This is a genomic window from Acinetobacter cumulans (assembly GCF_003024525.3).
GTDB lineage: Bacteria > Pseudomonadota > Gammaproteobacteria > Pseudomonadales > Moraxellaceae > Acinetobacter > Acinetobacter cumulans.
In genome coordinates, this window is record NZ_CP035934.2 from 2,182,372 (window position 1) to 2,206,654 (window position 24,283).

Genomic DNA, 24,283 nt, shown 5'->3' on the forward strand with positions numbered 1-24,283 from the left:
TTAGACTCTTCTACGCTACAAAGGATTCATAATTACATTTATGTTTGCAGACCCAAGACAGCACACTAGACCATAGAAATTCTGCGCACTTAAACTTTTTAGTTAAACTTAATATATTTAGTTACATGATTAAAATATCTAAAAATATGAAGGATTTGTTTAATTCCTCTAATGCCAAAAACACATTATTCGATGAAAAAATATTCAAAATAAAATATTTTATATAAAACTAAGTCAACAGACCTTTAAAAATGATTTGGATGTCCCTATTAATATTTTTAAGATGAATATGGAGTTCGCTTGTGAAAAAAGTGGTTAAAGCAAAAAATCTAATCGCCTTCCGTCTATGGTTAGAAAAACTCGGCTACAACGTACGTAACTTGGCCGATGGTCGTGGTTTTACTTTCAGTTTCAAAAAAGAATATGGTTTAGTGACTTATGAACTTGCAGGAAATGCTTTAGCAATGCAATTAGGTGAAGAATTTGAGGATCATCTTAAGGCCTAAATCGCACTTAAAGCTCGCTCAACCATTTTTAAGTTGCATCAACAGCTCAATCAAATAAGGAAAGTTTGATCAGCCCAATTTTTTTTATTCTTTATTAAGCTTGGATTATTCCAAGCTTTTTTCTATTTAGCAGGCGTACATGGTATATGCTACCCTTTTCATTAGATGCTAAATCAAACAAGCTTAAATCTAAACCTAAGCTTAAAAATAAATACTTAGACATTTTTCTGCCTTAGGCTGAAATAAAACTATGGAACGTAGATCAAAAAACAGGTGCCATCCATGAATCATCATAAAAAATCCTTTCCCGTAAGCTGTTTACAGAAACAAATTTAACTAAGATACTGATACCTATTAATAAAATTCAAGAATTGCGTATAACGTGTATTATGTTAATTTTAGAAAATCTTAATTTTTGAATATTTGTGGAAAACTTCTAAAAAGAATATTTGGAATATCATTTGGAAAAACAGTTTCACTGGTTTCTCTTAAGTCTTCTAATTTCCACCAATTACTTTTACTAATAACTTTTTTTTCGTGATCACTCCAGTTATTAGTCTTAATCTCATCATCTTTAACGAAAATCACAAAAAATCTTTCATTAGAAATTACTATTTCAGAACTAGGTAATAGCATTTCAAAATTTCGTGTATCAACACATATTCCTACATCATCTCGAACTATACCTGTTTCTTCATATAATTCTCTACAAGCAGCTTGCTCAAAAGTTTCTCAATTTTCAACTCCCCCACCAACAGTAGCCCAGTATTTCTGCCCAGCTAAAGCATCATTTTCATGAAAAAATTGAAAAAGTAAAACTTCTAAATTTTCATTTATTATTAATAATCTTGAAGATTTTCTAACGCGTATTAAATTAAATTCTTTATAAATATTAATTCATAAATTATATACAGTTCTTAAATTAAATTTTATTCCCATTTAAAGTAATGGCGATTATACGAAATGACCGTGTAAATTCAGTCAAAGTGCTGCTAGCTCCTTTAACACAACGCTCAGCGTCCGAATTGCGGAAGCGCGAAAAATAGTATTAGTCCCATCAGAGGACGGATTTCTATCTGTCCAAGCAATCGCCGCAAGGCATTGTATGCCCACATAGAATAGAAAATTCACTTTAGGCACTCTCTGCTTATACGTACATCCCCAGCCATCTAAAAAAGCATTCCGTAATTCAAGATCAGAGAAATCTATTTCTACCCATACAATCTTCGCTAAATCATAGACAGCATCCCCAATACGAGCAGCATCAAAGTCTATAACACCCGAGATCTGATTTTTACTGTCTACTAGGATATTTCGGCCAATATAGTCACAGTGTAATAAAGTAAGCTGTGAAGGTTCGGATAAGGCTTTACTGTATTTGAGTAACTCATTTAATTGATAGCTAAACTCATGATAATCTAATGATAATGGATTCACGCGTGACATCCATTTAGAGATCATTAATTCTAACTGTTGACTCCATAATATCCGCTGTGTTGATAAGCCATCTCTATCTTGCCAGAATCTCATATTAAATAAGAAAGTCTCTGGAATTTCCCGATGAAGTTCCCCTAAAGATCTGCCCGCGGCTTTAAAAAAATATATTTTCTGGTCCCGCGTACAATTCTTAAATATTTGATCGAATTGAGTTCCCTCTATAGCACTCATGACAAGGACAGAAGAACCATCCCATTCAAATTTATTTAATACCTTTGGCGTTAATGCGAAATTTTTGAGAGCTTCTAAAATTTCACAGTAACGATCGTTGGCCTCTCGGTTTTTTGCTATTTTGATAAAAACTTTTTCTTGAAAAAATTGCCCTTGATACACGGAAGATCCATTTCTCTGCGTAACCAAATTTAATGTCTTTTCTTGAATTTTATTCTTTAATTCATATAAATTTTTCATGCTACTCAATTTCTATTATTAATAAAATGATCATGACATAGTAGAAGTTATACCTATTTTACTTCTTTATTAAACATAATAGCTGTTATGCGAAATTAAAAAGCTTAGACTCATACCTAGGTTGTAAACTTTAATTCGTTAAAAAACGAAATATTGATAATAATTCTCAATTAAACGATTTAAATAAAATAATCAACGGATATAAATGTAGTTAAAAGCTGTTTTTTACTTAAAAAATATAAGCGGTATTCTATTTATTATTCTTTCTTATTCATGTTTAGCCTTTTCACCTGCAATCGTATTCGTTGCTATTTGGCTAATCATAGATATTTTTCTATTGCCGAAGTTTGTTAAGTCCGCAAACGCTTTTAAATATAGTGTCGTTTAACGTCATGGCTGTTATACAAAATTCTTTTATAAGCCACACATAGATGTCAGCTTTTAAAATGCACAACTACAAAAAATCGGCATTAAAAAAGGCAAGATGATTATCTCATCTTGCCTTTTGTATCTTGGTGGGGACGGAGAGACTCGAACTCTCACACCTTGCGGCGCTGGAACCTAAATCCAGTGCGTCTACCAATTTCGCCACGTCCCCAATGACTGGGTATATTATAGAGATAGACCGTTGATGACAAGCCATTTTCTAATCAATCAATCGCTTTTTTGTCATAAAAACAGCAATTAACTCATTTTATTTTTTCTACCCTACCCAACCGAAAATCTTTTATCTCAAACCCCAAATTTCAGGCAATAAAAAAGCAAGGTCTATGCCTTGCTCTTAAATTTGATGGTGGGGACGGAGAGACTCGAACTCTCACACCTTGCGGCGCTGGAACCTAAATCCAGTGCGTCTACCAATTTCGCCACGTCCCCATCAAGGGTGCTAACTCGCAGTTAGACTTTTTTAAAACTTGGCAGAGGATCAAGGATTCGAACCTTGACGAACGGTTTTGGAGACCGTCATGCTACCATTACACCAATCCTCTGTAACCTAATGACTAATCTATCATTAATCAATTAAGTGGTGGGGACGGAGAGACTCGAACTCTCACACCTTGCGGCGCTGGAACCTAAATCCAGTGCGTCTACCAATTTCGCCACGTCCCCAATGGCTGGGTATATTATAGAGATAGACCGTTGATGACAAGCCATTTTCTAATCAATCAATCGCTTTTTTGTCATAAAAACAGCAATTAACTCATTTTATTTTTTCTACCCTACCCAACCGAAAATCTTTTATCTCAAACCCCAAATTTCAGGCAATAAAAAAGCAAGGTCTATGCCTTGCTCTTAAATTTGATGGTGGGGACGGAGAGACTCGAACTCTCACACCTTGCGGCGCTGGAACCTAAATCCAGTGCGTCTACCAATTTCGCCACGTCCCCATCAAGGGTGCTAACTCGCAGTTAGACTTTTTTGAAACTTGGCAGAGGATCAAGGATTCGAACCTTGACGAACGGTTTTGGAGACCGTCATGCTACCATTACACCAATCCTCTGTAACCTAATGACTAATCTATCATTAATCAATTAAGTGGTGGGGACGGAGAGACTCGAACTCTCACACCTTGCGGCGCTGGAACCTAAATCCAGTGCGTCTACCAATTTCGCCACGTCCCCAATGGGTTTGTATACTATAGCGATCATCTGTGCATGACAAGCGCTTTTTATAAAAAACTCGCTCATTTGCTTAAATAAAAAACAAAAAATAGTAAGATGTGTTTTTATTATGCAATCTCAGTCATTAAGCACCTTTTTAATTGTGAAAAATCATGCATTCTTTGCGACTTATGCTTCGCCAACATAGCTTCAAGCAGTGGTAAATATCTTAAAAAATTCACAGGTAAATCAATTTTTAATCGTTGGCAGTGCAAATAAGCCCAATCTTCATAGTCTGTTGCCACTAACCGTTGGCCTGTTAGCCATTCATAAAAAATAATGCCCAATGCATATAGATCAGTTTGAATACTTTTCGCTTCTGCATGAAATAATTCGGGTGCCATATAGCGTGGCGTGGCATTGAGTGTATGGCTTTGTTGCTGTAAAGGCTGTGCCTGCTCAAGATCAATTAAACACACACGCTGTTGATACTGCATAAAATGCGTAGATTTTAAATCACCATGAATCCAACCACATTGATTCAACTGTTCCATTACACTAATAGCCTGCCACAAATGATGTTTCACTTGCTCTGGATGCAATAAATGAGGCTCTACCTCAAAAAATGCACTGGCTTCTGGCAAAATCAGTGCAGTATCAAAATATAAATCTGTCTTCGGAATGGTAATATTCGATAAAATCTGTACAGGCAAAATAAAATCAGCTTGCTGTTCTTGCAAAGAGCGATAACAGTTTAATTCTTGTTCAAAGCCTTGAAAGGCAAATGTAGCTCCTGTTTTTTGCTGTGCCTTTAACCAAAAGACATCATCATGAGCAATATCTTGTGTATTTAAGCGATACACATGCCGTCCATAAGACTGGCTACGTGGCTTCGCTTTAGATTCAAAATGATATTGCTCCAGCGCAAGGCTATTGAATCTTTTCAAGATCTGTAGATTTGGTCGCATCTGTGACGGCATGTTGATAATTTAAAAGCTCCAAGCAATGCTGAATGGTTTTACCTACCCTTGCATGTGTTTCAATTAAGGAAATTTTAGGCCATGTCGCCCGTTCACCTTCTTGTTGTAAGGTTTTAAATAAATATGGACGTGGGTTTTGTAGCATGTAGCTATAGTGACGCAAGCTGTATTTCCCCACAATATTAACATCGCCATAATAGCGCTGATCGACTACCCCATAACCATGATCAAGCAAACGTCGTACAGGCGGTACTTTATCTACACGTTCACGGGCAAAGTCCATTACCCCTTTTGCAATCACCTTCCCTTGACGGCGTACAATCCGTTCTGGCCAGCTAATAATATCTTTACGAAAGCGTGCAATATCATCCTGCATAAACGGCACAATATGTGGATTAACCTGACTGGCAATACTGTAGTTAATATTATATAGGCGCGCCATTTTCTCTTGTGGAAAATCACTGCGCACACTGCCATCCACCCACCGTGTAGAGGCCATATACGGCGTATATTCACCATCGTAACGCTTACTGGTTAAACGTACAGGTGGAAACAGCACAGGCACAGCACAAGAAGCCAACACTGCACTCCACACCAAAAGATCAGGTGAGGTATAGGCATTCATAATCCGTGCATCTTGCGAAGCATCATAGGGCGCCACAGCAATATTAATGTCTAAGCCTGAACGTTCTTTGGCTTCAGCAAAGGTTAAATTTCCCAAGTTTTCAATTAAGAAATTCTTGAGATATTTCACATCAGCCAAGCCTCCATTGCCCTTCAGCAAGTCTGAAATTTTGCGAAAGTGAAAAGCTTCGCTATAAAAATTTTGCCCTTTCAGAATTTCAGTAAATTCAGCTGGTTTTGACACACCCAACATGGCCGTCATAATTGCGCCAGCACTCGAACCAGACAACACTTTTGGCATCAAATCTTGCGCCATGAGTGCCTTACATACGCCTGTGTGAAATAAACCTAATGTTGCCCCACCTGAAAACATCATGGCAGGTTGACCATAAGCAACTTGGCAATGCTTAAAGAAAGCTAATTTTTCCGCATTGCTTAAACAACTACAAGACTCAGAGGCAATAAACGCTAAACCTTGGCTCACTTCTTCAATATAGTCTTCAATAATTTTTTTGGTGCCAACATAAGCCACAGTAAATAATAAAGGATGCGCAATATTGGCTATGTCATAACTTAAGCCTTCACGCAAAATATACATCAAATCTTGCGTACGTTTTTGCTGACGATAACGTCTTAACATCGCCAAACGATGTGTAATAATTTCTGCATCAAAGTACGGTGAGCAATTGTCTAACTTCCATTCTTGGGCGCCCGATTCTTCATCTATTTTGAGCGCTATACTTTTCCATGCTTCATAGCTTTCAGCTGTTTCTAGCTGACGTTTTAACTTCTTAATACGGTATGCCTGATGCGGATTAATCTCACTGGTAAAGTCTTTAAACAGCATATCGCACCCTCATTACTTGAATTATTCTAACTATAGGTTGACCTATAGCTCACTGTTACAAACTTTTCACATGATTTCAATGGTCAAAGCTTTGCTTTGTTTGGCATTTATTGTCGAATTCCTATACATTGTTAAACTATACCGACTTCTATTCATCACTTATTAACTAGTTGAATATTCATGGCAACTCTTGATTTACCTGACAATATCCTCGCTTCCCTCTCTACAGTTCTTTTGCAACTACAACAAAGCTTACCAGAACTTAAACAAGCCCCTGACTTTTCTACGGCAGCCTACAAATGGCAAAACCACCAGCTCAAGCCTATTCAACAAGCGAAAAAAATCTATTTAGACGATTTAAAAGGCATTGAACGTCAAAAAGAAAAAGTCATTCAAAATACCTTACAGTTTTTAAATGGTCTCCCTGCCAATGATGTTTTGCTCACGGGCTCACGTGGTACAGGAAAATCCTCTATTGTTCGTGCACTTTTAACCGCCTATGAAGCGGACGGGTTACGTTTAATTGAAATTGAACGTGATGATTTATCTGAACTACCCGAAATTCAAAAAATTATCGCAGGCCGTCCTGAAAAATTTATTGTGTATTGTGATGATTTGGCGTTTAACGCTGAAGATGAAAATTACCGCAGCTTAAAAAGTGTGTTAGATGGTTCGCTTCAATCTGGCTCAAACAATTTTATTATTTATGCTACCAGTAATCGCCGTCATTTATTGCCTGAATTTATGCATGAAAATACACCTGTTATGAAAGCAGATGTCCCTCAGCATCATGAATTACATCCACAAGAAGCTGTAGAAGAAAAAATCTCGTTGTCTGACCGTTTTGGCATGTGGTTGTCATTTTACCCAATGGATCAAAATCTCTATTTAGAAATTGTGGAACATTACTTAGCAAAAGCCAATATGCCAATGACCGAGCTGGCACGTGCTGAATCTTTACGTTGGTGCCAAAGCCGTGGGCAACGCTCTGGACGTTCAGCTTATCAATTTTCGAAACATTGGATTGGTTCTCAGCAACTCAAAGCACTTTAATTACACCGCCAAAGCAAATCTAAAGCATAAAGCCATCAATCTTTGATGGCTTTATTCTATTCTTCAGTGATAACGACAGTAAAATAGCTGTTAAAACATATTTAAAGGTACATGCACTGGAGCAATATATAAAATACTATTAAAAAAAGCCTGTGACCTTACTCAAACTACTTATGGGACTGGCTTTAGGTCTAAACCGTCAATGATGTACAAGGTATTGCCATCAATCACACTTTTATTTTTATCTAAATATTTTTGCTCCAACACACCATTTGTCACCCACAGCGAAAAATCATCATCATTGATTAACCCCAAACGTTGCTGATCAATCAACCATAAGCCTTCCATTTTATCATGTGGAAATTTCACTTTCTCAATCATATCGAGCACCAGTGTTTTACTGGCTGGCAATATTCCCAAACCTTTTAATCCATCCCAACCTTTGGCCAATACATATTGCTCGAGGGTCAAACCATCAATACTCAACCCAAGTTTTGCATCCTGTTTGAATTGAGCTGTTTCAGTAACACTTTCTAATTCAGTTGCACTGCGTAAATCGATTTTATATACCCGTTTAAAAGCCTGAGTATTATCTTTATAAAAATCACCATCTCGTTCTAAAACCAAGAATGAAGTATTACTTAAGGCTGTAATGGCAGAGTTGGAATACGCCAATGCCCCACCTTCTTGTTTATACAGATACTGTTTCACTTTCTTTGTGGCCAAATCAATGGTCACAATACGTGTCAGATCTGATTTATTGACGGCAGAAGTGGGGTTATCCATCGTTGACTGCATAATTCCAACCAAGGTTTTACCATCTGGGGTGATGGTTAGCCCTTCCATGCCACGGTTTGGTCGACGATTCGCAAACTCTGCAGGCAACAAATACCCTCCCGTACGTCGACTATCTTGCTCAAAGGCGTTAATTCGATCGAGTTCAACCCCTTCCGCACTATAGTGAATAATATGTGGGCCATATTCATCACTGACCCAAAAAGTACCATCTTTGAGTGCGACTAAGCCTTCAGGGTCTAAGCCATATTCATCGCTTTGTTTGGCCAATAATTTGCCATAAATATCGTAAGCAGCTTCTTTAGTTGAACCAAAATTTGCATTGGGTAAACCTGAAATATTGCTCCCGTTACGGTCTTTCAACAAAATTTCCTTAAGCTTAGTGACTTTGCCATTTCCTTGTACTTCAAATAACCCAATACGAGGCACATAAGTAGGGTCTGGAAACATTTTTCCATTGTCTTTATTTAGGTTGTAATCGGCATTTGGGCCACGGTCGGTCAAAGCATAAAACTGATTTTTATTGCTTGGATGTGCCACCATATCTGAACCAAAACCACCACGTCGCACTTCTAAGTTATTGCCTGCTTTGGCACCATCGGCAATTCCTTTTAAATTGTCCATGACTTCATAATCAAGACGAATACCATTGGCAAAGACATTCTTGCTCAAACAAATCGTTTCAGTTTTTTCAACTTCATTGTCATCGAGTACAGCATTATTATTTTTATCTATACCGCTACGTTTTTCAGTTCCACCCAACCAACAAGTAGCATTTCCAAAAGTTAATGTCTGCTCAGACTGCACAACAGTGCTTGGCACATTTTCATCTTTAGAACTACCACATGCCGTTAAAAAAAGTGCCCCGCATATCGTTAAGCTCAAACTTGTCTGTTTCATTTTTTATTCTACATTCAATACATTAGGTGCAAAGAATAAGCATGGTAAATGTAGAATTCATGACAACCTGATGAAACTTTTTTGAATATTTAAGATCGAATATCCAAAAAATAACCTTAAAAATAAATTCGCTTGCACAATGCGTGGTCATTGTGTGCCAACTCAACTGAAATTATTATCGCGGACAAAACACCTATTTAAGGCACGAAACTAAAAAATAAATAGGTTGCAAAAATAGCCAAATGCACAAAGCCTGGCAACATGGTGGTATTTCCTGTTCTGAGTGTATTGGCCACAATAAATAAACTCAGTATCAGTAAAACTGTCGACTTCGCATCTAAACCTAATACCAATGGCCAATCAAAAATAATGGCCAAAATAGCCACTACAGGTATGGTTAAACCAATACTAGCAATTGCAGAGCCTATGGCTAAATTCAAACTTGATTGTAAGCGATTGGCTTTGGCTGCACGCATTGCCGCGCCAAACTCAGGGAGCAGTACTATAGCCGCAATAAAAATACCTAAAGTCGCTGCCGGCGCACCTGCACGTCCTAAAAATGCTTCTAAAGATGGAGAAATTCCTTTTGCACTTAACACCACCGCCACCAACGAGGCCAGTAAAGCCACCAAACTCACCATGACAGTTTTAATACTTGGCAAATCTGCGACTTGTTCAGGATGCTCCTCATCAACCTGCACAGGTAAAAAATACTCACGGTGCCCAATGGTTTGAAACAGCGTAAATGCAACAAACATTGCCAAAGTAATGAGCGCAATAAACATCAATTGCTGCGCAGAATAAACACCGACTACATTAGAACTGCTTACAAAGTTTGGTAAGATCATTGAAAACACAATAATAACCGTCATCGTGCCTAATGCTGCTGTCGCACCTTCTAAATTAAAGCCTTGTACAAAGTGTTTACGCCCACCGACCAACAAACTTAAGCCAATAATGGCATTTAATATGATCATGACTGCAGCAAATATCGTATCTCGGGGTAAGCCCATCACATCATCACCACCCGACAACATCATGGATACAATCAAAGCAACTTCGATAATAGTCACAGATAAGGCCAAAACCAGCGTACCAAAAGGCTCACTCACCTTATGTGCAATTACTTCAGCATGGTGTACCGCACTGACCACACTGGCAATTAAACCAACACTCAATAGTAAAATAATTAATGGAAAGTTTGGCACCAGCTTATACAAGCCAAGTACAACCAAGCTGGCAACAGGTATGGCCAATGACCATGCAGGATTATGCTGATTTATCATTTTTTGCTCTCTACTTTTCATTATTTGCAGGCATTGCTTATATAGCACGCATACATTTTTATATTTATTTTGAATATTTTAAGGACTAGCTTTATTCATATTGCCTTAAGTGATATGAATAAATAGATGTATTTTGTTATTTCCAAGCACAAAAAAAGAGGCACTTGGCCTCTTTTTGAACATTTGAACTGTCTATTAAAGTTCAGCAGGATTAGTTAACTCAGTCATCGGCCAACGTGGTGTCGTCGTAACAGACAAACCATCGTGTTGACCAGCTTTTAAACGCTGATAACCCGCAAAAGCAATCATTGCGCCATTATCTGTACACAATGCAGGTTCTGCATAATAAACCGATGCACGAATTTTGGCTAAATCTGCTTCTAAACGTTCACGTAAGCGTTTATTGGCACTTACACCACCCGCAATTACCAAACGTTTTAAACCTGTTTGCTTTAATGCTTTAACTGACTTTTTCACAAGCGTATCAACAATCGCTTCTTGGAAACTCGCTGCAATATCTGCATCGCGGTTTTCGTCGCCTAATTTTTTCATTTGTACCGATACGGCTGTTTTTAAGCCACTAAATGAAAATTCCAAACCTTGATGCAACATTGGACGTGGAAATGCAAACGCATTTGGATCGCCTTGCTCTGCCAATCTAGAAATATTTGGCCCACCTGGGTACGGCAAGCCCATCATTTTCGCGACTTTGTCAAACGCTTCGCCTGCAGCGTCATCAATGGATTCACCGAGTAACTCATACTGACCAATGCCGTATGCAGCCATCAGCTGTGAATGACCACCCGAAACCAATAACGCTACAAATGGAAACTCTGGAGGTGTTTCTGACAACAATGGCGCCAACATGTGACCTTCCATGTGATGCACACCAATAGCAGGTTTATTTAAAGCGAAGGCTAAAGTACGACCAAATAGTGCGCCTGTCATTAATGCACCCATTAAACCCGGACCACGGGTATATGCGATGGCATCAATTTCAGATTTTTTAATATCGCTGTCTGCAAGCAACTGCGTTAAAAGTGGAATTAACTTACGCACATGGTCACGCGAAGCCAGCTCTGGTACCACGCCACCGTATTCTGCATGCAGTTTAATTTGGCTATATAAGACTTGCCCGCGTAAACCCAACTCGCTGTCATACAATGCGAGTCCTGTTTCATCACAAGATGTTTCTAAGCCTAAAACGATCATTAAACTGCCTATAACCTGTATCAATTCTATTGCGAAACCTATTATAGACTTGTGGTATGAGATGTAAATGAGTAAAATACTGACCTTCACTTGTGATCGAAGGCAATTCTGCCTAGATCTTATCCATAACTTAATGAGGATTCTTCATGCCACAAGTTAAATTGAAAGAAGGCGAACCAGTAGACGTAGCTATCCGTCGTTTCAAACGTTCATGCGAAAAAGCAGGTGTTCTTGCTGACGTTCGTAAACGCGAATTCTACGAAAAACCTACTCAAGAACGTAAACGTAAAAAAGCTGCTGCTGTTAAACGCTACCAAAAGAAATTGGCGCGTGAATCAGTACGTACGACTCGCCTTTACTAAGATTAATTTGTGATTGATTGACTAACCTGGACAAGATAAATGACTACTTTAAAAAACCAAATAACTGAAGTTTTAAAAGCAACTATGCGTGCTAAAGAAATGGATAAGTTAACGGTAATACGTAGTCTACAGGCAGCAATCAAGCAAATTGAAGTCGATGAGCGCAAAGAGCTTGACGATACTCAAGTTCTTGCGGTCATTGAAAAGCAAATAAAACAACGTAAAGAATCGATCAAAGCCTTTAGTGGCGCTGGTCGAGAAGATTTAGCTAGTAAGGAACAAGCCGAACTTGAGGTTTTATCTCAATTTCTACCAGAAGCTATGACTGAGGAAGAACTTGATTCCATTATTGCGCAAACAATAGCTGCGCAAGAAGCTACTAGCATGAAAGATATGGGTAAGGTGATGAACTCTCTGCGTCCGCTCATAGCCGGACGCGCCGATCCTTCTCAAGTTTCTGCAAAAATTAAAGCAAAACTTGCGTAATTTCCCAATCTAATTCTATTTCTTTACTGTTGAACTGTCTTTTAATTAAAAGCCAGTTCATAAGTAATTATCTTAAAATACGTCTATATTAATATTCTGTAATAAAATAACTCTAAAATAATTCTTCACATCTATGACATACAACATGCCTAAATAAAACAAGCACAGCCCCTTCACATTCACCACAACATTTAATTTAAAGTACACTGCACATTATATTGCTTCAACATCTGCATTTCTTTCGCGCTTAATACCTGTTGATTTACATCTTGCTTGGTCAAATTTGCATACTTTAGATCTAAAGCTGAACGGTTTTTATCGGCAGCCACATATAAGTCCTGAGCATATTGCGCAACAATGCCACAAAATTTCTCTTGCTGTGCTGCACTAAAGCCACGTTGCATTGAATCTAAAGTCACAAAAAAATTGCGCGTATCCTTTTTATAATTCTCATTAATTTTTTCTACCGCCATGACATATTGCTCAACACTGGCAGCCTGAACTACAGAAAAACTACCAAGCACCACACAGGCAAAAGCTACAATTTTTTTCATGAAGTAGAATCTTTATCAAAATAATATTAAAAAAATATTGTAGCATCAAAGCAAAGGATATTCATTTATTCAGCAGCAACACATAAGAAATGCGGTTGATTTTCCGTATATGCAAACTCTATAGGTGCAGGAATATCACCCTCGATCACTATGCCCAATCTTAAGCGCAAAATGTCAGGTAAATCCAAACGATAAGAATAAATTGGACTTGCACAATTCATACAAAATACCCGTGCTTTTTGGCGCGTATGAAAATATTCTTTCAGAAAATCTGCACCTTGAAGCAACTGGAAATTCTGTTTTGGGATCGGGCTATTCCACGCAAACACCGAACCCTGTGCCTGCCAACAATCCTGACAGAAACACAAAATACTCATCTCAATTTCTCGATGAACCTGATACTGCACCGCACCACATAAACATTGCCCACGGATCATATCGACCTCTTTTTTAATTATAATTAGCCTTCTAATTGTTAAATTTTAAGCATTCTGGCTTTTTGCATTTCAGTTAAACGAACTTTGACCGTTGCCGCTAAAGATTTATTGTCTTTGGCTAAGCGATGCGCATGAATGAGTGACTTAATTGCATTTTCTTCATAACCAGACCAAAACTCAACTTCTGCACGATAACGTAAAACATTTACCGCTTTATATCGATCCTCATTATTCACATTGGCAGAGTTTTGCATTAAACGCCAACCACTCAGATCACGCGTATTGGCACGTAGAAACCGCATCACAATTGCTTGTGCTTCCGATATCATATTTTGTCTAATCAATACTTCTGCATATTTATAATTTAAAGCCCGATTCTCTGGCATGATCACGGCGGCACTTTGAATCATCCGCTGTGCATCGTCTAATTTATCTCGCCCCAAATACACATCCGTTTGCAGCAAAGTCATTAATACATGCGATTTTTTCTGCTTTTTGGCTGCATCTAAGGCCTGCTGTGCAAGCTTATAATCCCCTTGTTGAATTTGATAAGCCACCATTGCCAACTGACCCGCGAATTTATTTTGGTTAACCGCAGTTTGCAACTGTTGTTCTGTCACTTGATGAGACAATACACGCGTGTACCACTTAATAATGTCGAATTCTTCATCCAGCAAATTCGGTTTAACCGCAGGCAATTGATTTGCACGAAGGCGTGCCTCGCTCATTCGCTCAGAAGTTAAAGGATGGGTAAACCAAAAATCTGGTAAAAAACTGACCCGCGAAGACGCGCGGTTCATCACTTCAAAAAAATCCGCCATGCTTTGCGGATTATAACCAGCAGCATACATATATTGCATGCCAATTCGATCAGCTTCGCGCTCCTGATTACGGCTATAGCTGAGTTGCTTATCCATAATGGCCGCCTGCGAACCCAGCATAACTGCCGTCCCGACATCACTATCTGCTTTAGACGCAACCAATGCACCCACCAGCAAACCCGCCAAAGTTAAGAAGCCTTGTCCCTTAAATGCTTCTTGCGAGCGACTATAATGGCGCTGGCTCACATGAGCAATCTCATGTGCCATTACACCAGCAACTTCATCCATATTTTTAGCTGCATTAATCAGACCCGCATTCATTGCAAATAATCCACCAGGCACTGCAAAAGCATTGATTTGCGGATCATTAATAACCAACAAACCAATAGGCTGGTTGAGTTTAGTCTGACTCAATAAGTGGGTAAAAGTACTTAATAAACGATCTTCCAGCCAAGGATTATGCATAACTGGCATTTGCTTATTCACTTCACGATAAACTTTTTCGCCAATTTCAGTTTCTTTTTGTTGGTCGAGTAAGCCAATACCGCCACCAATATCAGGTACAGACATCGCAGGTGCTGTATTAAATTCAACAGTCTGTGCTTGTACTGCCCATGGAAGGGTCATTAAACCGCACGCCAACAAAAAACGTTTCAAAATTGACCCCCTCAAAAGCCCAGAAAGCAAAAGACTATAACATTGAAAATAGACTATTTTTCTGAGTAAGTGTTATAAAATTATTATTGGTATAACGGGTTTACAACATAAGTCGGCTGTCGACCTGCCAATGCTTCAAGCAAATTCTGATAGGCTAAATCAGCCATTCGCTTACGGGTGGCAGCCGTTGCTGACCCCACATGCGGTAAAGTCACCACATTATCCAGCTCAAATAACTCAGAGTGCTGCAAAGGTTCTTTGGCATATACATCCAAACCTGCTGCAAATATTTGACGATTTTTAAGTGCATGAATCAAGGCTTGCTCATCCACCACTGAACCCCGTGCAATATTCACCAGCACAGCATGTGACTGCATTAACTTAAGCTCCGCCTCACCAATTAAAGCCTGCGAGTCAGAATTCAAATCTACCGCCACCACCACAAAATCTGAACGTTTTAATAAGCTGTTTAAATCACAGTATGTAGCATTGAGTGCACTCGCACGTGACGGATTTTCACTGCGATTATGGTACAACACGTTCATATTAAAACCATGAAAGCCACGACGTGCAATTGCCTCACCAATATGCCCTAAACCAATAATACCTAATGTTTTCCCGTAGATATCAACACCAAATTGCGCTTCAGACACCGTCCGTTGCCATAAACCCTGCTTGGTCCATGCATCTAAAGAAGCTACTTTACGCGCAGCACTCATCAATAAAGTAAAAGCCAAATCTGCTGTGGTTTCTGTTAAAACATGTGGGGTATGTGCCAACCAAATTTGCTGTTGATTTAAATATGCCAAGTCATAATTATCATAGCCCACGCTGACACTCGAAATTACTTTTAGCTGTTTCGCTTGGCTTAAATTCGTGGCATTTAATATTCTTCCCGCCCCGATCATGCCATCCGCATCTCGCGTTGCTTCTATAATTTGCTGTTGAACATCGCCTAGCTTGGGTGATATTTGAACCACTTGAAATTGTTGTTCTAGTTGATAAAGAATGCTTTGATCGATTTGACTAAAAACAACAACTTTTTGCTTCATGATGATTCTAAGTCCTTGGGCTTACTTTGCATAAACTGCCATAAGCGTTTTTTTAATTTGGGTTCATCTAACATTTCTTGTAATGATGCCAGCTCAATACACTCAGAAGATTCCAAATAAGGAATTTTACCCAAGCACAGGATGCTTTTATGGCCTTCACGCATGCCATCGATAAAACCTTGCACGTATGAGCTCGCACCACGACCATCTTGAAATTTAAGCCATGCAAAGGGCCATTGCAATATTAAAAACTCAGACGCTAATGCACGTTGAATATTCGACCAGAGCAATTGCTGTTCTGCTGTTAAATTGGCAGCATCTGTAAGCACCACACAATGTGCCATATTTAATGCCTCAACCACAAAAGCATCTATATTTAAGCTCGGGCGAACATCAATCTCTGGTTCAGGTGCCTGCTTGACAGGCTCAGCGACAACTACAGCTTCCTGCTGAGCAGGAACCAATACTGGACTAGGTGATATAACAACTGAAGAGCGTGCAACTAAATGAGGTACAATGATTTCGGATACGGTGTCCGAGATGATTTCTGCTGGTGCTTGATCACGCCAAAGTGTTGACTGATGTGGCTGACACACTTCAGCCTTGGGAATCCAAATATCTATTCCCAATGCAGCCAGTACGTCACGCTGATGCCCTATCATCTTTTCATCATCACCTATTTCAGGTTGGATATTCTAACGAGAATAAGCTCGCTTTGCTGAACTTTTTAAAGTATTCGGCCTAATGATTGCGCAAGCACTTTGATAACAATCAGATTCGGATGCTCAGCCCTCTATTAGGGTATTCAATTCAACATCATGGCTAAATTTTTATTTTTTAAATAATCATTAAACTATTTTTCTTCTGCATCAACTCCACCACATCAGCTGACTCAAAACCTAAACGCCAATAGAGTAGCGCCAAAACATCCAATTCATCTTGGGTAATAATTCGATCATTCCATAAACAAACTTCAGCAACCCCCAATATACTGATGCGTTCACGTAATTGCAGACCCGAAATATCATTTAAAATTTCCGCCAAATCAATCGGCTCATCTGAAATTTCACTATATAACTCTAGCTCCGTTTGGCTCAATATGCGTTTTAAAATTTTCTCTCGAACTTCAAGCTGACTATCACTATTAATTTGCTGTACGTGCAATAATGCATCAATTAAACGCACAATGGACGGCTTGACCTCTTCCAAAGCCGTAGGTGTATGTACAGGCATCAAATTTAACTCAAATTTAACCCGCTCAATCAACAATGCATCGAGTAATCCAATTTCACCATCTTCTTGAATAATTCGTGCCAATTTCATTAAAAATTGACGTGATACTGTGGCTGGCATCCCCCCTATATTCTTACAAGCTTCATGGAATATCGCGATATGCACTCGACCATCCAAGTTTAATAAAGCATCGACAATGGCACGACTCACTTCTGCTTCTGCTGGTATGAATTCACGATATTGACGAATCATTAAAATCGCCACCATCACTTCACGTGAGCCTGTCGAGGTTTGTAAAGCACGATCTATCAGTTCTGGGCGCTTCCAGTTATCACGAATTTCAGGGTTTAAAGGCTTAATTGCGTCTTTAATAGCAAAACTGATTGGTGAAAGCCTTAATAAAGGCAAAGGCTGTGGCGAACTCCAAGGGATTGAAAAATCCACCATAGATTCTTCTAAAGATCGGAACAAATTAAATAAAGGCTGATTTTTCAGTTTTTTCAGGTTTTCCAACTGTAACTCATGAATAATGCCTGGGTTTAATTCAAAAATTCGTTGCCCTACACTAGGATGAATATTCATCCAGTTTTGTGGACTTAAAGCATTAGCAAAACACATGTGAGAAATAGATTCAGCATACTCACTATGAATTTGTGAACCCGAATGATGTACATAAATACGCATTAAGGTTTGAATATTGGCATCATTTTGAATTAAGCGTTTGGTTTTTTGGTCATTTTTATAAGTACGACCACCTAAAGTCATAAACTTAATTAAACGCGTAATGAGTACACCTAAACTACCAATTAACCAAATAATGGCACCCAAAGAAACAAACAGCGTTTCAAATTTATTTTCATGGATATAGCCATTACGATAAAAACCACGTTTGGCTAATTTACTACCCCACTGACTAAAAGTTGTCAGACTACTGTACAAAATTTTTAAGCGGGTATTTTCTGCAGCTTCACCAGACAAAATTTTATTAAACTCATGACTTAATAAGCCATAAAGCTCAACTTCATCTAAATTTTGTAGCGCACCCCAAGTTAAAATAATGGCGGTATCTTTAGGATAAAAACCTGCCGTTAAGGCATTTACACCCTCTTCACTTGGCAAGACATATAAAGCTGGTGTATCAATAAGAAAAATATCCGAAAGTTGCTCGGTAATTTTAAGCGCTATACTTTCTTCAGGCACACTCTCAACCAAACTTAAGCGCCGAGCACCCAATTGTTTGGCCAGCGAATAGCCACCCGTTCTAAATATATAAAACTCATAGATCACTGAAAGCGCCATAATGGTCACTACCAGCGTAATAAGATAAGGACTTAACACATGCCAATAGATGGGCTGTCTATAATCGATATAAAACATTAAAAGACCAACAATGGTATTAATGATCACCACGGTCAGCAATACAGCAACCAAGCAAAACGTTGCTGGCCAAAACATATTTTTATTTTTTATAAATGCATAGCCCACTTTTCTCAATGCAAGTTCCTATCATTACATTGCCTTTTCTGTGCTCATCATAAATGAAAAAAGCGGGAAATTCCCGCTTTTTTCTTAGGCTTTACAAACCATTATTCTTCACGAACGCCTGTCAAATCGACAGATGCTGCATCGATATTTACATCGATATATGCATCTTTCTTATCAGCCTTAGCAGAGTCATTACGCTTTTTCTCTAAAGCCTCTAAGTATTGGGAATTAATACCACCCGCAACATACACACCGTCAAATACTGAGCAATCAAAGTCTTGTAATTCTGGCACTTTGGTTGTGCGTACTGCTGCCTTTAAATCTTCCAAATCTTGGAAAATTAAGCGGTCAGCTTCGATAATTTCACGAATTTCTTCGACGCTACGCTCTGAAGCAATAAGTTCAGATTTTGCTGGCATATCAATACCATACACGTTTGGATATTTCACCATTGGTGCAGCTGAAGCAAAAAATACTTTTTTCGCACCCGCATCACGCGCCATCTGAATAATTTCATTACACGTTGTACCGCGTACAATCGAGTCATCCACCAACAGAACATTTTTGTCTTGGAACTCAAGCTCTACTGGGTTTAGCTTTTGACGTACTGATTTTTTACGCAATTGCTGACCAGGCATAATGAAGGTACGACCGATATAGCGGTTCTTCATAAAGCCTTCGCGGAATTTCACGCCAAGCACATTGGCAAGTTCAAGCGCTGAAGTACGTGAAGTATCTGGAATTGGAATCACAACATCAATATCGTGCTCTTCTCCCCATTCACGCAAGATTTTTTGCGCAAGTTTCTCACCCATTTTCAAACGTGCTTTATAGACCGAAATCCCATCAATTGTTGCATCTGGGCGAGCAAAATAAACATATTCAAAAATACAAGGACGATATTCTGGGTCTGCAGCACATTGCTTAATCGACATTACACCATCAGCAGTGATGTAAATCGCTTCACCTGGTGCAATATCACGTTCAACTTTGAAGCCTAAAGCTGTAATTGCCACAGATTCAGAAGCAATAATATATTCCACACCTTGCTCTGTTTCGCGTGAACCATAAATCAATGGACGAATACCATTTGGATCACGGAAACCCACTAAGCCTTGGCCTGTAATCATTGCTACAACAGCATAACCACCTTTGCAGCGCTCATGTACACGCGATACAACATGGAAAATATCTTCAGCTGAAGGTGAAAGTTTGGCACGCTTTTGCAATTCATGTGCAAATACGTTGAGGAGCACTTCTGAGTCAGAATCAGTATTCATGTGGCGTAGATCTGTAGTAAACAAATCATCATGAATTTCTTCTGCATTGGTCAAGTTACCGTTATGCGCCAATGTAATCCCATAAGGTGAGTTTACATAAAACGGTTGTGCTTCTGCACTGCTCGAAGAACCTGCTGTTGGGTAACGCACATGACCAATACCATAGTTACCTTGTAAAGCACGCATGTGACGTGTGTGAAAAACATCACGTACCATACCTGTGTCTTTACGAAGGAATAAACGGCCCTGATGGCAAGTTACGATCCCAGCTGCATCCTGTCCACGATGCTGTAACATCGTTAATGCATCAAACAACATTTGGTTAACTGGTGATTTACCCGCTATACCAACAACTCCACACATAGCAACCTCGCAGACCCGCTAGGATTAATAAAAAGGATTATTCGTAGATTCACCCGAAGCACGTCCACTCTTTTGAGTTGCTTCTGGGGCGTGCTCTGAAGACACCGGCTTTGCGCCATCTTCAGACTGAATATGATGCATGGCTTGATTTGCAGCATCCTTGGACAATTGTGTTGCCCACGGTGCATACGGCATCAAAACCTGAATAAATTTCGATTGTTTCCAATGCGGCGAGCTTTCAACCCACGGGCCTACACCCTGAATAGTGATTAATACCACCAACAGCCCTTTTAAGCCCCCAAACACACCACCAGCTAAACGATTTAGCGGTCCAAGTTTAAGGCGCTTTAAAACGCTATTCAGTATATAAGTTGCAACCCAAGTCAAAACCACGATGATCAATACAATAAATGCAAAGGCCGCAATTTTCTGAACCACTGGATCTGTACTGAGTGAGATCATCGAAGGTGCTAAGACGGACGCATATTTTGCGGCAACAATCAGTGCAAAAATCCATCCTACCAAGTTCGCAAAGGCTTTAATTAATCCTTGACGCAAACCGTTGAGCCCTCCAATGAGCAAGACAATCAGAATAAAGATATCAATGGTGGTCATAGGCTTAAAGTGCGTCTACACAATCTTTTACGAGTTTAGGTCCTGTATAAATGAGGCCACTATAAACTTGTACAAGGGTTGCGCCTGCATTTTTTTTCGCCAAAGCATCTTCGCCTGACAAAATTCCACCCACACCAATGAGTGGGATTTGACCTTTTAATACCTTTGCAAATGCTGCAAGACATGCTGTGCTCTTTTCAAAAACAGGCGCACCAGACAAGCCACCCGCTTCATCACCATGTTGCAAACCTTCAACACCTTCACGAGACAGCGTGGTATTGGTCACAATTAAACCATCAATTTTAATTTCAAGTAATTGTTGAGCAATAAATTGGATATCTTCGTCTGTTAAGTCCGGTGCAACTTTAAGTACTAAAGGTACATAATGTTGATATTGGTCTGCGAGTTCTAATTGGCGTTTCTTGAGGGTTTCAAGTAACTCCGTTAAAGCATCGCCACTTTGCAGGCTTCGAAGGTTTTTTGTGTTAGGAGAGGAAATATTGACTGTAATGTATGAGGCGTAGTTATAAACTTTTTCAAGGCAAATTAAATAATCATCAACTGCTTTTTCTACAGGAGTGACTGCATTCTTGCCAATATTAATGGCAAGTACACCTTTAAATTTAGAGGCTTTTACATTTTCAATTAGCTGATCTACACCGTCGTTATTAAAGCCCATACGGTTAATAATTGCTTTGGCTTTTGGTAATCTGAACAAACGTGGCTCAGGATTTCCAGCTTGAGGCAAAGGTGTAATGGTGCCAATTTCGATAAAACCAAAACCTTGGCTCGCCAATGCATCAATATACGCACCGTTTTTATCTAAACCCGCTGCTAAACCGACAGGATTTGGAAATTCAATTCCCATGCAGGTCACAGGTTTAGACGCTACAGATTGATGCATCAGGCCCATTTTATGGGAAGATTTCAACATCGATAGTGTCAGCTCATGTGCACGCTCTGGTGCTAGTGAAAACAACAAAGGGCGGGCAAGAGAATACAACATATCTGAAAAAGTCACTGCTTGCTAAGTCGGCATATTATAGGCATAGCATCACAAAAACACCATGCTTAGCAGTTCTTTATTTTTACCGATTATCGTACAGCCGCTGTTAATTTAATCTGCCCACTTTCAGAACTAAGTTCCATTTTTTCAATACTTAAGCCCATTTGAACTAACTGAGTTAAAAAATTAGCTAAAACTGCATAGTTTTCATGGCTCACAGCAATGTTGATTTGCTCCCCGATTGCTTGAGAGGCTACAGACAAACCTTGCTGCTGTGCAACACGTTGCACTTTATCTGCAACCGACAAACCATTTTCTGTTGAGGCTTTCATGGTGACTGCATTACTTTGCATCCAAACTATCGTGTCTTTTAAACCATTTAAACGATTTTGTTGAAACTCTGCGGCTTTATGCATGTAAAACAGCGATGCCCCTACAGCAGATACCAGCACAAAAATTGTGGTAAAAATCACCATTACGCGTTCACGTGCAGACAAATGTTCTAAATAGTCAGAAATCCGTTCAATTTGACGGTCTAAGCCATTTTGCATATTTTCAAGTGCTTTCATTATTGTATTTTCACCTGTCCAACAGCGCCGTTATCTTTAGGCTGAATATTTCCCAATTCAACTTTAAAGCCTTGCTGATTCAATTGCTCTGTTAATTGTTGCAATACTTGTGCAGAGCTGGCCTTGAGTTCCATATTTAATACAGAGGCTTCATAGCTCACTCGATTTGCCACCACTTGATGCTGCATGAGCACAGGCCCTACACGACTCAACAATTGCAATGCTTGCGTATTTCCCGTTTGATTAAGACGTAATTGCGCTTCAAATTGGCTTTTTAGGGTTTGCTCTGTAACAGGATAGCTCTGACCAAACCAAGACTTAAACTGATCTACAGCTTGTACTGCAGTTAAATCGGCAACTTTTTTATTTTGATACCAACGAATTGCATCATAACCAAATTGCACAAATATAAAGGCACAAAGTACGGTCGCACAAGCTTTCCAATAACCCGAAACACCAGATTGATTTTTTGCTTTAGGTAAAATATTCCAAGGATGCGTTTGTGGCTTTTTAAATGCGGGAATCACATATTGAAATGACTCCACGTGATCCTGTGTTGCCACTGCATTTAAACTTTGCAATTGAGCATTATTTAAATGACTGACTTTGACTTTTGTATCTTCAGCAAGTGTTTGATAGTCCAAATATAAAGACAAATCATCAATGGATTGGCCCGCATATTTATTTTCACGCACCAACAAATGCCCTGCAATATCAGCAATGATCAGTTGATTTGGTTCTGGTTCTGGTAGCACTAAGAAATCTGGCAATAAAGCCTGCACCTTGACTGGAATTAATGCTAAAGCATGTTGCATCGTTTCAGCTGTGCTTTGTGCAACACCCATCACAGAAAGCTGTTCTGGGTTTTCAAAATGATGAAAGACCTTCATATAATCTAATGGCAGAATCACATATTCTTCCAATAGATATTTCACACCCTCTGGGCCTAATTTTTTGTATTGTGCTTTGGAAAATTGCTGCTGGATGAGCTGAATATCACAGCTTGGGAAAAACACGGTCGCGTCCTTGCCATGATAGTCACGAATATCTTGTATTAACTGCTCTAGGCTAGAAGCTTGTTGCCAAAACTCCCCTTTAGACCATTGCCAAACCCCATTGGCTTCAGGCATCCATATATACAACATCGATTATTTACTGCCGTTTTAATTAATTTATTATGCGTTTGGTACAATTGCTTTTTTTTGTGTTGATAAACCTGCCGCAATCACAGCCTGATCATAAATTCGCGCTTCAGCCAATGCAAATGGTTGAAATGATTCTGTAGTTAAAATAGATGCAATATGTGCAACCACATTCATGTGACACACCACAGTAATCGAATCATAAGGCAAATAAGACAGCCATTCCACTGCGACTTTTGCATCATCATCTGGCTTGATTGCATCACACACCACTACAGGTACATTCGGAAAATAACGTTGTAAATGTGCCAAAGTTTGTTGTGCGCGTAGTAATGGGCTTACCACAAATACATCTGGTTGGGTTAATGCGCTGACTGCTTCTGCTGTTTGCTGTGCTTGCAAGTGCCCTCGCTCAGTCAAAGGACGTTGCGTATCATTCCCCATTACAGGTGGCGCTGCTTCACCATGTCGAATTAAAGTCAGTTGCATACGATTTCCCTATTTTTATG

At 39.2% G+C, this 24,283-nt stretch carries 23 protein-coding genes, 7 tRNA genes and 1 pseudogene; 4 read left to right on the top strand and 27 right to left on the bottom strand.

Annotation, left to right across the window (positions count from 1 at the left end; all coding sequences use genetic code 11):
- Positions 1 to 302 precede the first annotated feature (302 nt).
- Positions 303 to 506 (top strand): hypothetical protein, encoded by a 204-nt coding sequence (locus tag C9E88_RS10365; protein WP_106986633.1) that lies wholly within the window; start codon positions 303 to 305, stop codon positions 504 to 506.
- Positions 507 to 600: 94 nt separating this feature from the next.
- Here the strand turns inward: C9E88_RS10365 and C9E88_RS17915 are convergent, their stop codons facing one another.
- The 12 genes and pseudogenes from C9E88_RS17915 to C9E88_RS10420 all read right to left on the bottom strand — a co-directional run bounded on the left by C9E88_RS17915 (position 601) and on the right by C9E88_RS10420 (position 6,466).
- Positions 601 to 729: a hypothetical protein gene (locus C9E88_RS17915; RefSeq protein WP_264766844.1), complete on the bottom strand. Its 129-nt coding sequence runs from the start codon at positions 727 to 729 to the stop codon at positions 601 to 603.
- 185 nt (positions 730 to 914) lie between these two features.
- Positions 915 to 1,376 (bottom strand): annotated as a pseudogene (locus C9E88_RS10370) (NUDIX hydrolase).
- Between the two features lie 111 nt (positions 1,377 to 1,487).
- The gene (locus C9E88_RS10375; RefSeq protein WP_106986634.1) at positions 1,488 to 2,414 is read right to left on the bottom strand and encodes a phosphotransferase family protein; all 927 of its coding nucleotides are present in this window, start codon (positions 2,412 to 2,414) and stop codon (positions 1,488 to 1,490) included.
- A gap of 513 nt (positions 2,415 to 2,927) precedes the next feature.
- A tRNA-Leu gene (locus C9E88_RS10380) sits at positions 2,928 to 3,012 on the bottom strand.
- A gap of 193 nt (positions 3,013 to 3,205) precedes the next feature.
- Positions 3,206 to 3,290 (bottom strand) — tRNA-Leu (locus C9E88_RS10385).
- Between the two features lie 39 nt (positions 3,291 to 3,329).
- A tRNA-Trp gene (locus C9E88_RS10390) sits at positions 3,330 to 3,403 on the bottom strand.
- A gap of 36 nt (positions 3,404 to 3,439) precedes the next feature.
- Positions 3,440 to 3,524: transfer RNA gene (locus C9E88_RS10395), tRNA-Leu, on the bottom strand.
- 193 nt (positions 3,525 to 3,717) lie between these two features.
- Positions 3,718 to 3,802: transfer RNA gene (locus C9E88_RS10400), tRNA-Leu, on the bottom strand.
- 39 nt (positions 3,803 to 3,841) lie between these two features.
- Positions 3,842 to 3,915 (bottom strand) — tRNA-Trp (locus tag C9E88_RS10405).
- 36 nt (positions 3,916 to 3,951) lie between these two features.
- Positions 3,952 to 4,036 (bottom strand) — tRNA-Leu (locus C9E88_RS10410).
- Positions 4,037 to 4,143: 107 nt separating this feature from the next.
- The gene (locus tag C9E88_RS10415; protein WP_162368833.1) at positions 4,144 to 4,983 is read right to left on the bottom strand and encodes a protein kinase domain-containing protein; all 840 of its coding nucleotides are present in this window, start codon (positions 4,981 to 4,983) and stop codon (positions 4,144 to 4,146) included.
- Positions 4,946 to 6,466: a DUF3336 domain-containing protein gene (locus C9E88_RS10420; RefSeq protein ID WP_106986026.1), complete on the bottom strand. Its 1,521-nt coding sequence runs from the start codon at positions 6,464 to 6,466 to the stop codon at positions 4,946 to 4,948. The genes C9E88_RS10415 and C9E88_RS10420 overlap by 38 nt, the downstream gene beginning before the upstream one ends.
- Before the next feature lie 180 nt (positions 6,467 to 6,646).
- On the opposite strand from C9E88_RS10420, the gene C9E88_RS10425 reads away from it, so the two are divergent.
- On the top strand, positions 6,647 to 7,519 hold the full coding sequence (locus C9E88_RS10425) for an ATP-binding protein (protein ID WP_106986027.1): 873 nt from the start codon (positions 6,647 to 6,649) through the stop codon (positions 7,517 to 7,519).
- Between the two features lie 171 nt (positions 7,520 to 7,690).
- Here C9E88_RS10425 and C9E88_RS10430 read toward each other — a convergent pair whose 3' ends face one another.
- From C9E88_RS10430 to tsaD, 3 genes are all read right to left on the bottom strand, one after another.
- Positions 7,691 to 9,214, bottom strand: coding sequence for an esterase-like activity of phytase family protein (locus C9E88_RS10430; protein ID WP_106986028.1), 1,524 nt, complete (start codon positions 9,212 to 9,214; stop codon positions 7,691 to 7,693).
- 197 nt (positions 9,215 to 9,411) lie between these two features.
- Positions 9,412 to 10,500 (bottom strand): calcium:cation antiporter, encoded by a 1,089-nt coding sequence (locus C9E88_RS10435; protein ID WP_202981938.1) that lies wholly within the window; start codon positions 10,498 to 10,500, stop codon positions 9,412 to 9,414.
- Positions 10,501 to 10,695: 195 nt separating this feature from the next.
- Positions 10,696 to 11,712, bottom strand: a complete 1,017-nt coding sequence (gene tsaD / locus C9E88_RS10440; protein ID WP_106986030.1) for a tRNA (adenosine(37)-N6)-threonylcarbamoyltransferase complex transferase subunit TsaD — start codon at positions 11,710 to 11,712, stop codon at positions 10,696 to 10,698.
- Positions 11,713 to 11,858: 146 nt separating this feature from the next.
- Here tsaD and rpsU point away from each other — a divergent pair, with 146 nt between their 5' ends.
- Together rpsU and C9E88_RS10450 are read left to right on the top strand one after the other, a co-directional pair.
- Positions 11,859 to 12,074 (top strand): 30S ribosomal protein S21, encoded by a 216-nt coding sequence (gene rpsU, locus C9E88_RS10445; protein WP_001136722.1) that lies wholly within the window; start codon positions 11,859 to 11,861, stop codon positions 12,072 to 12,074.
- A 39-nt stretch (positions 12,075 to 12,113) separates the two neighbouring features.
- Positions 12,114 to 12,560: a GatB/YqeY domain-containing protein gene (locus C9E88_RS10450; RefSeq protein WP_106986031.1), complete on the top strand. Its 447-nt coding sequence runs from the start codon at positions 12,114 to 12,116 to the stop codon at positions 12,558 to 12,560.
- A gap of 191 nt (positions 12,561 to 12,751) precedes the next feature.
- On the opposite strand, the gene C9E88_RS10455 is transcribed toward C9E88_RS10450, so the two are convergent.
- The 12 genes from C9E88_RS10455 to C9E88_RS10510 form a co-directional block, all read right to left on the bottom strand.
- Positions 12,752 to 13,114, bottom strand: coding sequence for a hypothetical protein (locus C9E88_RS10455; RefSeq protein ID WP_106986032.1), 363 nt, complete (start codon positions 13,112 to 13,114; stop codon positions 12,752 to 12,754).
- 65 nt (positions 13,115 to 13,179) lie between these two features.
- A complete protein-coding gene (locus C9E88_RS10460) occupies positions 13,180 to 13,551 on the bottom strand; it encodes a GFA family protein (RefSeq protein WP_106986033.1) in 372 nt (123 codons plus the stop codon).
- A gap of 38 nt (positions 13,552 to 13,589) precedes the next feature.
- A complete protein-coding gene (locus tag C9E88_RS10465; protein ID WP_410160616.1) occupies positions 13,590 to 15,029 on the bottom strand; it encodes a M48 family metalloprotease in 1,440 nt (479 codons plus the stop codon).
- An 83-nt stretch (positions 15,030 to 15,112) separates the two neighbouring features.
- The gene (locus tag C9E88_RS10470) at positions 15,113 to 16,081 is read right to left on the bottom strand and encodes a 2-hydroxyacid dehydrogenase (protein ID WP_106986034.1); all 969 of its coding nucleotides are present in this window, start codon (positions 16,079 to 16,081) and stop codon (positions 15,113 to 15,115) included.
- Positions 16,078 to 16,743, bottom strand: a complete 666-nt coding sequence (locus C9E88_RS10475) for a hypothetical protein (protein ID WP_106986035.1) — start codon at positions 16,741 to 16,743, stop codon at positions 16,078 to 16,080. Before C9E88_RS10475 ends, C9E88_RS10470 begins: the two co-directional genes overlap by 4 nt.
- A 175-nt stretch (positions 16,744 to 16,918) precedes the next feature.
- The gene (locus C9E88_RS10480) at positions 16,919 to 18,808 is read right to left on the bottom strand and encodes a M48 family metalloprotease (protein WP_194229664.1); all 1,890 of its coding nucleotides are present in this window, start codon (positions 18,806 to 18,808) and stop codon (positions 16,919 to 16,921) included.
- Between the two features lie 92 nt (positions 18,809 to 18,900).
- Complete coding sequence (purF, locus tag C9E88_RS10485; protein ID WP_106986036.1) at positions 18,901 to 20,442, bottom strand: amidophosphoribosyltransferase; 1,542 nt, start codon at positions 20,440 to 20,442, stop codon at positions 18,901 to 18,903.
- Between the two features lie 24 nt (positions 20,443 to 20,466).
- Positions 20,467 to 21,057, bottom strand: a complete 591-nt coding sequence (locus tag C9E88_RS10490; protein ID WP_106986037.1) for a CvpA family protein — start codon at positions 21,055 to 21,057, stop codon at positions 20,467 to 20,469.
- A gap of 4 nt (positions 21,058 to 21,061) precedes the next feature.
- Positions 21,062 to 22,063: a quinone-dependent dihydroorotate dehydrogenase gene (locus tag C9E88_RS10495; RefSeq protein ID WP_106986038.1), complete on the bottom strand. Its 1,002-nt coding sequence runs from the start codon at positions 22,061 to 22,063 to the stop codon at positions 21,062 to 21,064.
- An 89-nt stretch (positions 22,064 to 22,152) separates the two neighbouring features.
- Positions 22,153 to 22,632, bottom strand: a complete 480-nt coding sequence (gene gspM / locus C9E88_RS10500; RefSeq protein ID WP_106986039.1) for a type II secretion system protein GspM — start codon at positions 22,630 to 22,632, stop codon at positions 22,153 to 22,155.
- Positions 22,632 to 23,777 carry a type II secretion system protein GspL gene (gene gspL, locus C9E88_RS10505; protein ID WP_106986040.1) on the bottom strand — a complete coding sequence of 382 codons (1,146 nt, stop codon included), beginning with the start codon at positions 23,775 to 23,777 and terminating at the stop codon, positions 22,632 to 22,634. The genes gspM and gspL overlap by 1 nt, the downstream gene beginning before the upstream one ends.
- Before the next feature lie 30 nt (positions 23,778 to 23,807).
- Positions 23,808 to 24,263: a phosphoglycerate mutase family protein gene (locus tag C9E88_RS10510; RefSeq protein WP_106986041.1), complete on the bottom strand. Its 456-nt coding sequence runs from the start codon at positions 24,261 to 24,263 to the stop codon at positions 23,808 to 23,810.
- Between the last annotated feature and the right edge of the window lie 20 nt (positions 24,264 to 24,283).

Bases quoted from the DNA above. Each gene is read 5' to 3' on its own strand.
- C9E88_RS10420 (WP_106986026.1), bottom strand. From the start codon at position 6,466: ATGCTGTTTAAAGACTTTACCAGTGAGATTAATCCGCATCAGGCATAC.
- C9E88_RS10460 (WP_106986033.1), bottom strand. From the start codon at position 13,551: ATGATCCGTGGGCAATGTTTATGTGGTGCGGTGCAGTATCAGGTTCAT.
- C9E88_RS10430 (WP_106986028.1), bottom strand. From the start codon at position 9,214: ATGAAACAGACAAGTTTGAGCTTAACGATATGCGGGGCACTTTTTTTA.
- C9E88_RS10475 (WP_106986035.1), bottom strand. From the start codon at position 16,743: ATGATAGGGCATCAGCGTGACGTACTGGCTGCATTGGGAATAGATATT.
- C9E88_RS10490 (WP_106986037.1), bottom strand. From the start codon at position 21,057: ATGACCACCATTGATATCTTTATTCTGATTGTCTTGCTCATTGGAGGG.
- C9E88_RS10435 (WP_202981938.1), bottom strand. From the start codon at position 10,500: ATGATAAATCAGCATAATCCTGCATGGTCATTGGCCATACCTGTTGCC.
- C9E88_RS17915 (WP_264766844.1), bottom strand. From the start codon at position 729: ATGTCTAAGTATTTATTTTTAAGCTTAGGTTTAGATTTAAGCTTGTTT.
- C9E88_RS10425 (WP_106986027.1), top strand. From the start codon at position 6,647: ATGGCAACTCTTGATTTACCTGACAATATCCTCGCTTCCCTCTCTACA.
- tsaD (WP_106986030.1), bottom strand. From the start codon at position 11,712: ATGATCGTTTTAGGCTTAGAAACATCTTGTGATGAAACAGGACTCGCA.
- rpsU (WP_001136722.1), top strand. From the start codon at position 11,859: ATGCCACAAGTTAAATTGAAAGAAGGCGAACCAGTAGACGTAGCTATC.
- C9E88_RS10415 (WP_162368833.1), bottom strand. From the start codon at position 4,983: ATGCGACCAAATCTACAGATCTTGAAAAGATTCAATAGCCTTGCGCTG.
- gspL (WP_106986040.1), bottom strand. From the start codon at position 23,777: ATGTTGTATATATGGATGCCTGAAGCCAATGGGGTTTGGCAATGGTCT.
- purF (WP_106986036.1), bottom strand. From the start codon at position 20,442: ATGTGTGGAGTTGTTGGTATAGCGGGTAAATCACCAGTTAACCAAATG.
- C9E88_RS10450 (WP_106986031.1), top strand. From the start codon at position 12,114: ATGACTACTTTAAAAAACCAAATAACTGAAGTTTTAAAAGCAACTATG.
- C9E88_RS10510 (WP_106986041.1), bottom strand. From the start codon at position 24,263: ATGCAACTGACTTTAATTCGACATGGTGAAGCAGCGCCACCTGTAATG.
- C9E88_RS10495 (WP_106986038.1), bottom strand. From the start codon at position 22,063: ATGTTGTATTCTCTTGCCCGCCCTTTGTTGTTTTCACTAGCACCAGAG.
- C9E88_RS10375 (WP_106986634.1), bottom strand. From the start codon at position 2,414: ATGAAAAATTTATATGAATTAAAGAATAAAATTCAAGAAAAGACATTA.
- C9E88_RS10470 (WP_106986034.1), bottom strand. From the start codon at position 16,081: ATGAAGCAAAAAGTTGTTGTTTTTAGTCAAATCGATCAAAGCATTCTT.
- C9E88_RS10455 (WP_106986032.1), bottom strand. From the start codon at position 13,114: ATGAAAAAAATTGTAGCTTTTGCCTGTGTGGTGCTTGGTAGTTTTTCT.
- gspM (WP_106986039.1), bottom strand. From the start codon at position 22,632: ATGAAAGCACTTGAAAATATGCAAAATGGCTTAGACCGTCAAATTGAA.